This is a genomic window from Agrobacterium bohemicum (assembly GCF_001562555.1).
In the GTDB taxonomy this organism is placed as follows: domain Bacteria; phylum Pseudomonadota; class Alphaproteobacteria; order Rhizobiales; family Rhizobiaceae; genus Agrobacterium; species Agrobacterium bohemicum.
The window spans coordinates 14754-30095 of sequence record NZ_KQ961037.1 but is presented as its reverse complement, the minus strand read 5'-3'; the positions used below and the strand labels follow the sequence as shown (position 1 = coordinate 30095).

Annotated in this window: 14 protein-coding genes and 1 pseudogene; 5 read left to right on the top strand and 10 right to left on the bottom strand. The window is 55.5% G+C overall.

All coding sequences use genetic code 11. The features are described 5' to 3' along the window. Positions 1-2: 2 nt before the first annotated feature. Both araD and ATO67_RS20570 read right to left on the bottom strand, forming a co-directional pair. Positions 3-1739 carry an L-arabinonate dehydratase gene (gene araD / locus ATO67_RS20575; protein WP_067653467.1) on the bottom strand — a complete coding sequence of 579 codons (1737 nt, stop codon included), beginning with the start codon at positions 1737-1739 and terminating at the stop codon, positions 3-5. A 42-nt stretch (positions 1740-1781) separates the two neighbouring features. Next, positions 1782-2488, bottom strand: a pseudogene (locus tag ATO67_RS20570) (ABC transporter permease). Positions 2489-2690: 202 nt separating this feature from the next. On the opposite strand from ATO67_RS20570, the gene ATO67_RS20565 reads away from it, so the two are divergent. Then, the gene (locus tag ATO67_RS20565; protein ID WP_067653465.1) at positions 2691-3395 is read left to right on the top strand and encodes a GntR family transcriptional regulator; all 705 of its coding nucleotides are present in this window, start codon (positions 2691-2693) and stop codon (positions 3393-3395) included. Positions 3396-3550: 155 nt separating this feature from the next. Here the strand turns inward: ATO67_RS20565 and ATO67_RS20560 are convergent, their stop codons facing one another. The 6 genes from ATO67_RS20560 to ATO67_RS20540 form a co-directional block, all read right to left on the bottom strand. Beyond that, complete coding sequence (locus ATO67_RS20560; protein ID WP_067653463.1) at positions 3551-4558, bottom strand: TRAP transporter substrate-binding protein; 1008 nt, start codon at positions 4556-4558, stop codon at positions 3551-3553. Between the two features lie 52 nt (positions 4559-4610). Continuing rightward, entirely contained in the window at positions 4611-5888 is a 1278-nt protein-coding gene (locus ATO67_RS20555; protein WP_067653461.1) for a TRAP transporter large permease, read from the bottom strand. Continuing rightward, positions 5888-6421 carry a TRAP transporter small permease gene (locus ATO67_RS20550; RefSeq protein ID WP_067653459.1) on the bottom strand — a complete coding sequence of 178 codons (534 nt, stop codon included), beginning with the start codon at positions 6419-6421 and terminating at the stop codon, positions 5888-5890. The genes ATO67_RS20555 and ATO67_RS20550 overlap by 1 nt, the downstream gene beginning before the upstream one ends. Before the next feature lie 21 nt (positions 6422-6442). Then, entirely contained in the window at positions 6443-6709 is a 267-nt protein-coding gene (locus ATO67_RS23195; protein ID WP_157940885.1) for a hypothetical protein, read from the bottom strand. Between the two features lie 146 nt (positions 6710-6855). Beyond that, the gene (locus ATO67_RS20545) at positions 6856-7566 is read right to left on the bottom strand and encodes a FadR/GntR family transcriptional regulator (protein ID WP_067653457.1); all 711 of its coding nucleotides are present in this window, start codon (positions 7564-7566) and stop codon (positions 6856-6858) included. A 14-nt stretch (positions 7567-7580) separates the two neighbouring features. Then, positions 7581-9035, bottom strand: a complete 1455-nt coding sequence (locus ATO67_RS20540; protein WP_067653455.1) for an FAD-binding oxidoreductase — start codon at positions 9033-9035, stop codon at positions 7581-7583. A gap of 197 nt (positions 9036-9232) precedes the next feature. Between ATO67_RS20540 and denD the strand changes: the two genes are divergently transcribed. Beyond that, complete coding sequence (gene denD, locus ATO67_RS20535; protein ID WP_067653454.1) at positions 9233-10219, top strand: D-erythronate dehydrogenase; 987 nt, start codon at positions 9233-9235, stop codon at positions 10217-10219. A 274-nt stretch (positions 10220-10493) separates the two neighbouring features. On the opposite strand, the gene ATO67_RS20525 is transcribed toward denD, so the two are convergent. Further along, a complete protein-coding gene (locus ATO67_RS20525; RefSeq protein ID WP_067653450.1) occupies positions 10494-11438 on the bottom strand; it encodes a LysR family transcriptional regulator in 945 nt (314 codons plus the stop codon). 106 nt (positions 11439-11544) lie between these two features. Here ATO67_RS20525 and ATO67_RS20520 point away from each other — a divergent pair, with 106 nt between their 5' ends. Beyond that, positions 11545-12315: an SDR family NAD(P)-dependent oxidoreductase gene (locus tag ATO67_RS20520; protein ID WP_067653448.1), complete on the top strand. Its 771-nt coding sequence runs from the start codon at positions 11545-11547 to the stop codon at positions 12313-12315. A gap of 10 nt (positions 12316-12325) precedes the next feature. After that, positions 12326-13312: an aldo/keto reductase gene (locus tag ATO67_RS20515; protein ID WP_067653446.1), complete on the top strand. Its 987-nt coding sequence runs from the start codon at positions 12326-12328 to the stop codon at positions 13310-13312. Between the two features lie 724 nt (positions 13313-14036). Here ATO67_RS20515 and ATO67_RS20510 read toward each other — a convergent pair. After that, the gene (locus ATO67_RS20510; RefSeq protein WP_067653444.1) at positions 14037-14351 is read right to left on the bottom strand and encodes a hypothetical protein; all 315 of its coding nucleotides are present in this window, start codon (positions 14349-14351) and stop codon (positions 14037-14039) included. Positions 14352-14588: 237 nt separating this feature from the next. On the opposite strand from ATO67_RS20510, the gene ATO67_RS20505 reads away from it, so the two are divergent. Then, a complete protein-coding gene (locus ATO67_RS20505; RefSeq protein WP_157940886.1) occupies positions 14589-15194 on the top strand; it encodes a DUF6985 domain-containing protein in 606 nt (201 codons plus the stop codon). The last annotated feature ends 148 nt before the right edge of the window (positions 15195-15342 follow it).

The following is a 15342-nucleotide window of genomic DNA, read 5'->3' as shown; positions in this document are numbered from 1 at the left end:
CCTCAATAAATATCCGGTTCGCCGGCGGGTCTGCCGAAGTCCGTTTCCAGAAAATCAAAATCGCAGCCCTGATCTGCTTGCGTCACGTGGCGGGAGAACATCCACCCATAGCCGCGTTGATACCGTGGCTCAGGCGCTACCCATTCCGACTTGCGACGCGCAAGCTCGTCGGCATCCACCAGCATGTCGAGGCTGCGGCTGGGTAAATCGAGACGAATGATGTCACCCGTCTTTAGGAGTGCCAGCGGGCCGCCGACATAACTTTCCGGTGAAATATGCAATACGCAGGCACCGTAGGACGTGCCGGACATTCTGGCGTCAGAAATGCGAAGCATATCGCGGTAGCCCTGTTTGATGAGCGCTTTGGGTATGGGCAACATGCCCCATTCCGGAAAACCCGGCCCACCCAGTGGGCCAGCATTGCGCAGCACGAGAACATGGTCAGGTGTCACATCGAGATTTTCGTCATCGATGGCCTTTTTCATTTCAGGATAGCTGTCGAATACCAGTGCCGGACCTTGATGGACATGGAATTTCGGATCGCATGCCGCCGGTTTGATGACGGCACCGTTGGGACACAGATTGCCGCGCACCACCGCCAGTGAGCCTTCATGATAGACCGGGTTGGACAGTGGGCGGATAACATCTTCATTGTAAACCTGCGCGCCTTCCAGGTTCTCTCCCATGGTCTTGCCCGTCACGGTCATGGCAGACAGCTCAAGCCGGTCTTCGATCTGCTTCATCAAGGCTCGTAACCCCCCGGCGTAGAAGAAATCCTCCATCAAATAATCTTTTCCCGACGGGCGGACATTGGCGATAAGAGGGGTGATACGGCCAAGCGCATCGAGATCGTCCAGTGTCAGCTTGACGCCAGCGCGGCGCGCCATAGCAATAAGATGGACGACAGCATTGGTCGAACAGCCGGTCGCCATGGCGACGATAGCGGCATTGCGACAGGCGGCATCCGTGATGATCTGATCCGGTGTCAAATCCTCCCAGACCATTTCGACGATTCGGCGGCCGCAGGATGCTGACATCCGCTGGTGGTTGGCATCCACGGCCGGGATTGATGACGCGCCGGGCAAAGTCAGGCCCATCGCGTCGGCAATGGCGGTCATCGTGCTGGCCGTACCCATCGTCATGCATGTACCGGCAGAGCGGGCAATGCCGCCCTGTACGCCCAGCCATTCCTCGTCTGTTATATTGCCAGCGCGGCGTTCATCCCAGTATTTCCAGGCATCCGAGCCGGAGCCGAGAGTTTTTCCGGCATAATTGCCCCGCAACATGGGTCCGGCAGGCAGGTAAATCATCGGTATTCCTGCCGAGATCGCTCCCATGACGAGGCCGGGCGTCGTCTTGTCGCAACCGCCCATCAACACCACGCCATCCAGCGGATGGGAGCGGATCATCTCTTCCGTCTCCATCGCCAGCATGTTGCGGTAGAGCATCGATGTGGGCTTGGTGAAGCTCTCGTCGACGGATAGCGACGGCATCTGGACCGGGAAACCACCGGCCTGACTGACGCCCCGCTTCACGTCCTGAACGCGCTCCTTGAAATGGGAGTGGCAGGTGTTGAGTTCGGACCATGTATCGAGAATGCCGATGATCGGCTTGTCCCGAAAATCCTCCTCGCCGTAGCCGAGCTGCATCATGCGCGAGCGGTGTCCGAAACTGCGGAGATCGTCGGGGGCGAACCAGCGAGCACTGCGCAGCGTCTCAGGTGTTTTTGTGTGTGTCATGGCAGGGGCTTTCCAGAGAATGGGAATAGAGCAACAAGCGGACTACTCTTTCATTCCCCATTTTTGAATGGTGTGACGCTCATGGTTTGAAAACGAGATTTTCGACGATCAGGCCGATGATGATGACGGTCAAAAGCCCCGCAAAGACGGCGGGAATATCGAGCAGGTTGCGATTTTCGAAGATGAACCGGCAAAGGCCGCCTTGTCCCGATAAAACGCCGAAGACGAGTTCGACCGCAATCAGTGTCCGCCAGGCAAATGCCACCGATTTTCAGGCCCGTCAGAATGGATTGAAAAGTAGCCGGGACGAGGATACGCAAAACGTAGGATATGCCTGTGAGACCATGATTGGCCCCCGCCATGCGCAATGTTTTCGATACCCGGAGGAAACCGGAATGGGTGTTGAGCGTAAGCACGGTCAGCCGCGCGGCCAGCAATGCGCCGATGACGTATCCCGTGAACAGGATTTGCAGCGTCGTCCATATCCGGGAGGGCAGGGTCCCATCGACAAAGTGGTCGACAAGCATCACCAGCGTTTCACTCGGTGTCGGAAAGAGCAGCGGATTGTCCAGATAGAAGGCATAGGCCTGCCAGATGATCGCCAGCACTAGTATTAAAGCGATTTTGCGCACTGCGCCGATGCCCCACAGCGTCACCGGCGCACTCAATCTCTGTTCGACCGACTTGATGTCGTCATATTGCCTGATCTCGGCGACATCCGCCGCAAGGATGATGTTTGTCGACAGCATATTTCTATTCCTCGTGACCGGGTCGGAGGAAAGCAGCAAGTTGTGGATATCGTGTTCCAACGTTGCTGCGCTTCCGTCCTCGTGGCTCACCTTGTCGATGACAACATCTGCTTTCTGGCTGCATTGAAGCACTAAAACATCAGTGCATCAACCTGAAATATGTGATGTAGTGAGATTCGATCTGTAAAGTGAGTACAAACGCATGAGTGGTGTGATCAGAGGCAAGCAACTGGATCGGTCGAGACAGGTGGCTTTGCAGGTACACGAAATTCTTCGAGACAGGATTCTCAAACTGGAACTGGTGCCGGGAACGATCCTGTCGCGTGCGTCCTTGCAGATGGAGTTTGGGATCAGCCAGACCCCCGTTCGAGATGCGTTGATGCGGCTGCAGGAAGAGGGTCTGGTGGATGTCTATCCACAATATGCAACGCTTGTCGCCAAGATCGACGTCGATCATGCGAGGCAGGCACAGTTCCTGCGGTTATCGATCGAACTGGAGGCTGTCCGCCGACTGACCGAGGGCGCTCCGAGAGAGACGGCGTTGGAGCTCACAGAAATTCTGACCCGACAAAAGGCTGCGGAATCCCCCGACACCTATGATGTCTTCGACAGTATCGACCGGGAATTCCACAAGAAGCTTTACGAGAAGACCGGAGTTCTCCAGCTCTGGACGAATGTGCGCCGCCAGAGTGTCAATCTTGATCGGTTACGGCGGCTCAACCTGCCTATGCCAGGAAAAATGCAGACCGTGCTCATTGAACACGCGGCGATTGTCGAGGCTATCGCGTCAGGCAGGGCCGAAGATGCGACTGCTGCGTTGCGGACGCATCTCTCCGGCACGCTCTCAGCCGTAGATGCTATCCACGCTAAGTTCCCAACCTTTATGTTCAATTCGTCAGCAGGTTGAACTCTTGGCGAGCTTCCGGTCCGCGCGATCGCTCTTTATAAAGGGCGAAGGCGATGCCACATCCATCGCGTTCCGTGTCAACCGCGACGTAAAAACCAACAGGCCCACATCACATCCGACGCGGGCCTATTGAATTTTCAGATGGAAGTGTGCGCTTACTTTGCGCGGATCGTCTTCAGCTCTGCCAAGATGCCATCAACGATATCAGCGCCGATCTGCTCCTTGTGCTTCTCGTACACGACCATGGACTTCTCTCGGATACGGACTTGTTCTTCAGCTGACAGCTGGTTCACTTCAAGGCCTGCTTCCTTAATCTTTTCCAGCGACTTCTTGTTCAGCTCCGCGATAACCTGGCGTTCGACATCACGGCCGACGATTGCGCATTCACGCAGGGCAGCCTGCTCCTCCGGGGTATAGGTATTGAAGATTGGCTTGGAGAAGAGGAATAGGAACGGTGTGTAGGCGTGATTGGTTTCGGTGATATACTTCTGCACTTCAAAGAATTTCGAGGTGTCGATGGTCACGTAGGGATTTTCCTGCGCATCAATCGCCTTGGTTTCAAGCGCCGAGTAAACTTCACCGAACGCCATCGGGGTAGCGTTTGCCCCTAGATTCTGGAAAGTGTCGAGGAAAATGTTGTTCTGCATGACCCTGACCTTTAGGCCGGAAAAGTCTTCCCACTTCGTCACTGGTCGCTGTGAATTGGAGAGGTTACGGAAGCCGTTTTCCCAGTAGGCCAGGTTGATCAGACCGGCGGCATCGAGCTTCTCGTTCATGTTGTCGCCGAACTTGCCGTCGAGAACCTTATACGCCTCGTCGGGACTGGCGAAAAGGAATGGCAGATCGAAAACGCCGAGTGCTGGAATGATGCCGACCAAGGGTGAGGACGAGGTAACGACAGCTTCTTGGACGCCGGATCGCAGTGCCTGGGTTGCTTGAAGGTCGCCGCCGAGCGCGCCGCCCCAGAAGGCCGTGAGCTTGAGCTTGCCGCCGGACTTCTCATCCAGGCATTGTTGCATGGCCTTTATGCCGTTGCCGACCGGGTGATCAGAGTTTATCCCGTTGGAAACGCGAATGGTTCGGCTATTGAACTCGGCAAAGGCCGGAACCGAGCCCGAGATTGCCATGGCGATGGCGGTCGTCGCAAAAAGTAGCTTCTTCATGATGTATTCCTCCCAGTTTGAGCATTAATTGGCACGGTTTGTGGCGAGAAAGTCAGTACAACCATCTGGCCGGGACGATCACGAGATCGGGAAACAGAACGAGCAGGAAAAGCACGAGCGTTTCCGCGATCAGGAACGGCAGAACGCCGACCGTGACCTTGCCCAGCGGAATTCTCCCAACTCCGCTGACAACGTTTAGAACGACGCCCACGGGCGGCGTGATAAGGCCGATACAGTTGTTCATGATGAACATGACGCCGAAATAGACGGGGTCGATGCCCGCCTGCTTGACGATTGGCATCAGCACCGGCGTCAGAATGAGGATCGTCGGCGTCAAATCCAGAGCTGTACCGACGACCAGGACCAGAACCATGATCGCGAACATAAGCAGGATCGGACGGTCGATCAGCGGCTCGATGTAACCTGCGATTTCGGCGGGTATGTTCGCCGCCGTGATCAGCCACGCAGAGACAAGCGCAGCGCAAACAAGGAACATGATGACCGAGGTCGTTTTGGCCGCGCGCAGTATGACACCTGGCAAGTCGCGGGGCTTGAGTTCGCGATAGATAAACATGCCGACGAAGAGTGCATAGATCGCCGCAATGACCGCCGCCTCAGTGGGGGTGACAACGCCTGCCTTGATGCCGCCGAGAATAATCACGGGCATGCCGAGCGCCCACAATGCGCGGCCTGTGGCTTGTAAACGTTCCTTGCCGGATGTCTTCGGCAGTGCCTCAACCTTGTCCTTGCGTACAACGATTAGCCAGGTAACGACGAGAGAAACACCCATCAGAATGCCGGGAAAGATACCGGCCATGAAGAGTTGGGTGATCGAGACATTGGCAGCAACGCCGAAAACGATGAAGGCCATGGATGGAGGAATGACGGGTGCGATGATGCCACCTGCGGCGATCAGGCCGCCCGAGCGGGGAACGTTGTAGCCTGCCTTGGCCATCATCGGGATGAGGATGGCGGCAAGGGCCGCCGTGTCAGCCGCAGCCGAACCGGAAATTGACGCCATTATGAGGGCGGCAACAATGGCGACGATTCCGAGGCCACCGCGGATATGGCCGACGAGCGCGATTGCAAATTCAATGATACGCTTCGACAGTCCACCGGAATTCATCAGTTCGCCAGCAAGGATGAAAAACGGAATTGCGAGCAATGTGAATGTGTCGGCACCCGCGATCATGTTTTGCGCGATGATCTGGCTGTTGAACATTCCCATGTACCACATGAGGATGACGCCGCAGAACATCAGGGAAAAAGCGACCGGTACGCCGATGGCCATGGCGCCGAGCAAGGAGCCGATGAAGACGAGGAGTGTCATCAGGTGCGCTCCGCCATCTGTTCGATTGACAGATTTTCACCTGTGAAGGCCGCAATTTCGTCTTCGGTGACACCGCCGGTCAGGAGGCGGAAGAGGCGTTCAAGCGAAATCAGCACGCACCCAGCGCCTGTGAAAAATCCAATGCCATAGACCCAGGCCATCGAAAGCCCGGTCACGGGTGCGACCATGCTGGAATTGATCGGAAGCTGGACCCAGGTGCCCCAGAAAAAAATGGCGGAGCACAGGATAATGACCATGTTGGTGAGAATCATGCAGGCGATGCGACCCTTACGCCCTAGCATGGCCACTAAAGATTCCACGCCGAGATGGGAATGTTCACGAAATGCCACCACCGCCCCGATGAAGGTGAGCCAGACGAAAAAGTAGCGCGACATCTCGTCTGATACGTTTATGCCCTGGTTGAAGCCATAACGCAGCACGACATTTCCGAACACCATCAGCGCCATGCCTGCCAGAAGAAGGATCAGCAGGATTTCAAGGAACTTGTAAAATAGATCGTTTAGCTTTTGCATTTTCTCCTCCCCCGACGTCTGTTACAGACGCCCAAGCCGCACTTGTTCCTGACCCGAGCGAGCATGGTGCCATCCGGGTATGGTGATTGCGATCGAGTTACACGAGTTCAGGTATTCCGATGAACGACTGATCGGTTGTATAGTGCTGATACCGGTCATCTTGACTTCGTCACCACGTTTCAGCTGAAGGCTGAGTGTGGTGTATCGTGCAGCCATAAGCGTAAAGCCACCACTCGAAATGTGGTTCGGCACGAGGTCAACGACAGAGACTTTCACCGAATATGACAAGAAAACCCTCCGATTTCTAGCAAGGAGAGCCTCCACTCTCCCAATGTTGTCGGATGTCCGACAACATGATATTGTCTTAGTGCGCCTTTCTGCATCTGTCTAGACGATGGTGGAACTTATCCAAAAAGTGAACGCTCATATATGTTTCAAGGCCCCAAATCCAGATTCAGTCGGCTGGCAGCGCCCTCCAGATGATCAGTCATTGCAGTCTTGGCCTTGTCAGGATCGCCACTCGCAATTGAATCCCTGATCGCCACATGTTCGGCGATTGTTATCTCCACGATCTTTTCAAGCACTGCCGATGCTCGCGCGGCATTGATGGCGATATGCGTTTTCTCGGCAATGAAGCTGATGAACTGAAGAAAATATTCGTTATGGGTTGCTGCAGCGACCGCCTTGTGAAAGGCCAGATCGGCGACGATGCCCTGCTCTGTCCACTTTTCCGCGCCGGTCATCTGTGCCAGGGCCACGTCGAGTTTGGCGATGTCCTCGGGTTTGTGATGAAGTGCGGCCAACCGCGCAGCCTCTATTTCCAAAGCGAACCGGACGTGGAACAGATTGCGGAAGTTTTCACGGTCGTTGAGTTGGCTTGTTCCGATGCGGATTGACTGCCGATGCTGGATCTCCGTTGCGAAGGCACCCACTCCTTGCCGCGACTCTACCAGTCCCTCGTTGCGAAGGTGAGCGATCGCCTCGCGTACAACCGAGCGGCTGACGCCAAATGTTTGCGCCAAGCTATGTTCCGTTGGCAGCTTCTGGCCGGGAAGGATACGGCGTTCGTCAATCTCACGACCGATATCGGCAGCGATGCGCGTCGGTAGGTGCTCACTTCGTTTGATATGGGTGAAATCTGACATGGCAGGTCCCTCTGTTAATCCGGCTCGTCGATAACCGCGCCAAGGTTGATCTGGCAATGGGTATTGAAAAGCAAGTCCGGGTCTATCGCCCGCTTGATCGCGATCAGCAGGCGTCGCTTGGTATCCGATAAGCGTTCCTCGAAGTCTTTGCGTTTCAAGCGACCAATACCGTGTTCAGCGCTGATGCTGCCCTGATATCTGTCGACGACGGCATTGACGACAGTCTTGGCCTTATGGATACGATCATGCCGCTCTTCCGGTGTTGCGCCATTTGGCGGCATTACATTCAGATGCACGTTGCCATCTCCGACATGGCCATATGAAACACTGATACAATCAGGCAGCGCCTGTTTGACAGCGGCTTCGGCATCCGCCACGAACGAGGCGAGCTGTGACAGCGAGACAGAAATATCGGTGCGCATATGGGTGCCGCGCTTGGCTTGGCCCTCATTCATACCTTCACGGATGAGCCAGAGGTTGCGGGCTTGCGAGCTGGATGACGCGATGGTTCCATCGACAACAAGTCCACTCTCCATGACGCCTTCCAGAAAGCGCTGCATCAGGTCGTCGATATCGACCAGACCAGAGCCCGAAATCTCGATCAGGACATAGGCTGGGTAATCGGCACGAAGCGGGATGGGAAGGTCTGGAATTGCCTCCTTCGCCAGCGTGAATGCGAGCGGCGGCAAGAATTCGAAGGCCGACATCAGGTCGCAGCAATCCCGTCGCGCGCGGCGATACAGCGTGATTGCATCTTTCAGCGAATTGAGGGCCAAAAGAGCGGTGGCGGCATGGTCAGGGTATGGCGCAAGTTTGACGGATACAGCTGTGATAATGCCGAGCGTCCCTTCGGCACCGATGAACAATTGCTTGAGATCAACGCCTCTATTGTCCTTGCGCAGAGTTGACAGCCCATCAAAAACGCTGCCGTCCGGCAAGACGACTTCCAGACCAAGCACCAGTTCACGGGTCATGCCGTACCGGAGCACGTTGACGCCGCCGGCATTGGTAGAGACGTTTCCACCAATGTGGCAACTGCCTTGCGCGCCGAGTGCTAGCGGGAAAAACATGCCCTTTTCGGCGATCGCGTCCTTTAACTGTGCCAGAATGCAGCCTGCTTCGACAACGGCGGAAAAATCGTCGGAGTCGATATTGCGGATGCGGGACATCCGCTCAAGGCTGAGAACGATCTGGCTTTCCGGCTCGTCTGGAGTGCCGCCCAGCACCAGCCCGGTGTTGCCGCCCTGCGGCACGATAGAGAGGCCCAGCGTGCGGCAGATTCTGATCGCGGCCTGCACGTCTGCTGTCGACCTTGGCCGAATGACGGCGACCGCGCCACTGGTAACATCGCCATGCCAGTCCGTGCAGTAACGCGCCATATCGTCTGCTTCGGTCAGGACAAGGTCATCACCTAGAGCGGCGCTCAGCGCGTCGCGCTTGTCAGCAATCGATGCTTTTGTCTCTGTCACGCGCTTCTCTCCTGCCGCTAGAACCGGTCAGAACTGTGCTGGCAGTCCCCGGGCCGTATTCGATTTCTAACAGAGCTTGCCGTTAGCTTTTTGCCGATGACAAACTCTTCTGTTTTCAAATCGACTATACAAGGTTATCAGACAACCTTACAAGGTGAGTTGCTCTAGGCTATCGAAGATTGAATGGGAGGAAAGACATGCATGTTCTGATCATCGGAGCGGCTGGTATGGTTGGCCGCAAGCTCACTCAGCGCCTCGTGTTGGAGGGAGAACTGAATGGCACACCAATAAGCGCGCTGACGCTGGTTGATGTAGTCAAGCCTGATGCCCCGGCCGAATTTTTCGGTCGTATCGTTACCCGCGAATGCGATTTCAGTGCCCCTGGCGAAGCAGATGCTCTGATTGGCTCTCGGCCGGACGTTATTTTCCATCTGGCGGCCATCGTTTCCGGTGAAGCAGAGCTCGACTTCGATAAGGGTTACGGGATCAATCTCGACGGAACGCGCTACCTTTTCGATGCGATCCGTGTCGCAAACCAGAACGAAGGTTACTTCCCGCGCGTCGTTTTCACGTCATCGATTGCCGTCGTCGGCGCACCTCTGCCATTTCCGATTCCAGACGACTACCATCTCACGCCCTTGACCAGCTACGGCACCCAGAAGGCGATGAGCGAACTCTTGCTTGCCGATTACAGTCGCCGCGGCTTCTTCGACGGCATCGGCATTCGTCTGCCAACCGTGTGTATCCGCCCGGGCAAGCCAAATAAGGCGGCTTCGGGCTTCTTCTCCAGCATTCTTCGCGAGCCACTCGTCGGCCAGGAGGCGGCTCTGCCTGTGCCAGATGACGTTCGTCATTGGCATACTTCGCCGCGATCTGCTGTTGGTTTTCTGTTGCACGCTACAGGACTTGACCTGTCGAAGCTTGGCTGGCGCCGTAGCCTTGCCATGCCGGGCGTGAGCGCGACCGTCGGCGAGCAGATAGAAGCTTTGAGACGGGTGGCTGGCGAGGATGCGGTCAAGCTCATCCGACGAGAACCAGATGAAATGATCATGAAAATGGTCGCAGGCTGGGCTGCAGGCTTCGAAGCCAAACGCGCTACCGAACTGGGGTTTACTTCGGAGAAGAATTTCGAGGAAATCATCCAGGTTCATATTCAGGATGAACTGGATGCCAAGACCACCTGACCTTGTTCAACAATAGATACTAACTCTGGGTCGATAGGTTACAGCTTACAGGCACAAGAGTAACAATTCTCCATGTTACGATATCGTCAGCGCCCGCAAGCTTTCAGATGGGTATGGTCACTTCACCTGAATGATTATCAAAGCGAAGCTGGCAATCTCCAAATGTGCAGCGAGCGTGCGAACAGGAATCCTGTGGCAATCGCTTGTTGAGCAGTTCCCGAAAGCCATGATGCCGATCTCTTCGATTGTCGCGCCATCCCTGATTGACCTGTGTTCACAGGTGGGCAACAGCGCCGTGCTCATCAAACAATCTGGTCAGACCATTTTGCTGACGAATGATGTTGACCAAGGATCGCAAGCCCGGGTGGCCGTGGCGGCGACTGTCGTAATACACATGGAATGGTTCACCCGGAGAGGCATGGTCAGCCAGAACAACCTTTAAGGTATCATTGCTGATCTCATCCGCGATCCGGGCTTCCAACAGATATGCCAATCCAAGGCCGGCCTTTGCCACCGCTATGGTGGTTGCCGTGTCATTGATGGTGATCGAGCCTGGCACTCGGAGCCTTATATTCTCGGCACCGTCGGACAATTCCCATCTGAATGCCGAATTATCGCCAAGAAGCAGTTGGATGCAGGTGTGCTGGGCCAGTTCTGCAATCGTGTTCGGAGTGCCGCGTTCTCGCAGGTAAGTCGGTGACGCCGCGACCACCCAACGCTGCGGGCCGGTCAGGGCCAACGCCACCATGTCTTCCGGTACGGTATGGCCGTAGCGGAATCCTGCGTCGTATCCCTCAGCAACAATGTCGATCGGGCGGTCCTCCACGACAACTGTTATCCTGACATCCGGGCACTGTAGTGCGAACTCAGGCAGCGCAGGCGCGATCAGGAGATGGGCTGCATCGGCGAATGCGTTGATACGGAGCTCGCCAAACCGGGCGGCTCCGGGTGCTCTGAGCGAGTGCAGCGCCGCGCCAATAACATCAAACCCTTCGATAAGGCGAGATGAGAGTTCCACGCCAAGGTCCGTCGGTGCCACGGCCCGGCTTGTACGGTTCAATAATTTTGCGCCGAGACGTGTTTCGAGGCGTCGCATTGCGTGGCTGGCTGCCGATGGCGTCATGCCAAGCTCAATGGCCGCCGATTTAAAGCTCTGTCTCCTCACGATGGTCGTGAAAAGTCTCAAATCCGCTAAATCGATGCGCTCAAAAAAATCCATGACGTTTATTTTCATCGTTAGAATGAATGTTGTTCATCATAAAACATGCAACTTTGAGCCTGGCAATTGCTATCACAAGTCATGAGAGCTTTGAGGAGGATGTAAGATGTTCAATGGCTTTGTGTTCAACGACCTCAAGGGCAAGCGTGTCCTCGTAACAGGAGGCTCGACGGGAATTGGTGCTGCAGTCGTCGTAGCATTGGCCGCGCAAGGTGCTCGCGTCGCCATCCATTTTAATGAAAGCCGCGAGGCCGCTGCCGCGCTCCAGATTCAGTATTCCGAAAATACGGTCCTTGTTCAGGGAGACCTTGGTGCTCCAGGTATCGGCACAGAGGTCGTTGACGAGGCATCACGTCTTCTCGGAGGTCTCGATGGCATCATCAACAATGCGGGCGGAATGTTGGGGAGAGTTCCGACCACGGAAGCCACTGCCGAGCATTTCGACCGCGTTCTGGACCTGAATGCGAAGTCGCTCTGGGAGGCAAGCGTCGCAGCTCATCGCCATCTCGTTGCATCCGGGGGTGGGTTCATCATCAACACGACGTCGATCGCGGCCAGAAATGGCGGCGGCGGCGGAGCCGTTCTCTACGCGGCGGCCAAAGCCTTCGTCAGCAGTCTGACCCGCGGGCAGGCCAAGGAATTCGTCAATGACGGAATCCGCGTGAATGCTGTCGCGCCCGGACTGATCCAGACACCATTTCATGACCGGTATACGTCGGCGGAAATCATGGCCGCCCAGCGAATGACCATCCCCATGGGACGGGAAGGGACGCCGGAGGAGTGCGTCGGCGCGTTCCTCTTCCTCGCCTCGGAGGCTATGTCCGGATATATTACCGGCCAGGTCATAGAGGTCAACGGCGGACAATTGATGCCATAAGGAGATGAACATGAAGTATAGAGAATTTGGCAGGACGGGACGTTCTGTCTCGGAAATAGGATTCGGTGCCTGGGCGATTGGCGGCTCATGGGGTGATGTATCAGAGGCGGATGCTCGGGCGGCGCTTAACGCTGCCTTGGATGCAGGCACGACATTTATCGACACCGCCGATATTTATGGTGACGGGCGATCCGAGCGGATCATTGCTGATGTGTTAAAGGCACGTGGTGGCGAACGGCCGTTCGTTGCCACCAAGACAGGGCGTCGCCTGTCGCCGCATGCATCAGAGGGCTACAACAAAGATAACTTGACCTCGTTTGTCGATAGGTCTCTTGAGAACCTCGCAACGGATTGCTTGGACCTTGTTCAGCTCCATTGCCCGCCAACGGAGGTGTACTATCGCCCAGATGTTTTCGAAGCCTTGGAATCGCTTATCAAGGTGGGGAAGATCCGAAACTACGGCGTTTCCGTCGAGAAGGTCGAAGAAGGCCTGAAGGCGATCGAATATCCGGGCGTCGCGTCCATCCAGATTATCTACAACATATTCAGGCAGCGTCCGGCCGATCTGTTCTTCCGCGAGGCCAAGCGCAGGGGCGTGGCGGTCATCGTTCGCGTTCCTCTTGCATCTGGTCTGTTGACCGGCAAGATGAATGCCCAGACGACCTTCGCCGCTGATGATCATAGGGCATTTAATCGCAATGGGGAGGCGTTCGACAAGGGTGAGACATTCTCCGGCGTCCCTTACGACGTGGCGCTACAAGTTGTCGAGGATATCCGCAGGCTTGTTCCGGGGGATGTGACAATGGCCCAGTTTGCCTTGCGCTGGATTCTTATGAACGAGGCTGTCAGCACTGTCATACCAGGCGCAAAGAATGCTGATCAGGCCAATGCCAATGCTTTAGGGAGCAGTATTGGGGAAATCTCGCCATCCACCATGGAGGAACTCAAAGCTATCTACGAAAACCGCATTGCTCCTCACGTCCATCAGCTTTGGTGAGCGCTCCAACCAAATATAGGAACTGATCATAAAGCGTTATCAGACAATGCCAGAGCGTTCAGACCGCTCGACTCTGAAAACGTCACGCTTCAAATGTAGTCGTTGACTCTACCCATGAGACCTGCGGGGATTTGCCGGTCTCATGGGGTGTGAGCGAAAGTTTTCAGCGATCCTGGAAGGCTCTTGAGATACACATCGACCGATCTCTCCATGGCAAAGACGTGCCAAGCCACTGCCTTGATCTCCTTATCTGACAATACGTCATCATCCTTTTCGACCATCTGAAAAAGTCTTTCAGTTGCAATGAATTGATGCGCTGCTCTCGCCTTTGCTGTTCTTCGCACGGCGGTTTTTCAGGGTCTGTATATTCCATTAGGTCAAGTCGTCTTTGAATGACCGCGGTACGCACCTCTGGAATACGAAGGGATCGGCTTCACGCCTAAAATAGTTAGCCATCGCAGCGCCCTTTTTTGGGAGCAGTCTGGGGTGATCCCGCACACTGGCGAGATGCTATAATGAATTGATCTGAAAGAAAAAGCGTTGGCTGGGGAGCCTGGATTCTCACATGATTTCAATGGCTTATTGGGTAAGCCCTGAAATTCCCTCTGTTTTCCCATCGCGAGCGACCGTGGATGCCAACTTTGTGCCCTGGCTTTGGGCATCAGTCAACTAGACGACCTATCGGAAATAATTTCCGCTTTCGGATCTCAGGTGAGGCCGCTGTTCAGCGCGTATTAGCCCGACCTGCGATACGTCGGACTTCGCCAGCCGCTGACTTCAAGATGCCCTGAGACAGGGTCTCATCTTTCATAAGACGTGAAAGCATGACCGCACCCACCATAAGGGACAGGATCGCCATGGCCTTGTTGCTGGTTTCCGCGTTCTCTCCTCCACCTACCAAGTTTTCCAGCACATCGAAATGGGCGCGAATTCCGTCCTCGAATGGATGCTTGACCTCTGCACTTTGGCGCGCTGCGTTAGATCCAAAGGACAACCTTCTGAAGGAGCGGACGTTCTCCTTGCGGCCCCAAACCGTCATTCGTCACAGACTGTTTGAAGCATTCAACCAGCGGGTTCTCGGAAATAATTTCCGCTTTCCCGAAGAAGGATATATTGCCGGGGATGGCTGCCCTCCGCCAAATGCGGTCGTTGGCCGCATGCACCTTGATGATGTCTTCGATCCGTGTTGGCTGCTCGGCGCGGTGGGCGGCTTGGCATGGTGTGTCTGGCGTGCAATGTTCGCACGCAAAGCCAGTTCAGACGAAGGATGGGTTTCATGCGCCTCGACAAGCTTTCGCCTAAAGATAAGCCCTACGAAATTGATGGTTTACCTACGCTCTACGGCGGCAAGGGGGCTTGGGTCACAGCGCTACCAATGCCTTTGACTTCAACGTTTCAACACTCGCTTGTCGCTCTACCCCATCCCGGACGTGGCAACGCAGAGTTCGCTGAGCCGGGAGAAGTGCCGGTCATCTTGGAGAACGACGACGGTACGGGTGACGTGCCCAATTCGAACATGATCGCAGCAGCGCGATGGCTGATCGATAACGACGCAGAAGTGGAACAGGCGAACATCGCTACTATTCGATCCTCGCTTGATGAGCTTATCAACATTCAGAAGGGGATTGACGGCGTGACCGACGAGGCTTTTAATGAGACGTGGGAAGAAGCACCGTTGCGCCCGAGAGTCCGCCTTCTCCACATCGCGCTACCAGACGTGGTAGAAAAGCCTTCTTATTTTGGTGTCGAGCTTGCCTGCAATTGGGATACGGAGAACGACTATGGTATAATGTTCCACGGCACGGATGTCGTGAAGTGGCGCGCTGGAGACGTGCCAAACCTGCCTTGGATTGCCCTTCGCCATGCCGAAGGGCGGAGTTAGCTTTGAACGTACAGCACGCAACTTGTTTCCATTGCGGTTGACCCTGTCCTGAGCCCTTCAAAGCGGATGGGCTGAAAAACAACCCAGCTCAAGGCGTTGTTGCGAAATTTGGGATTACGGCGACAGCGCGTCCGCTTTGCGCCATTAT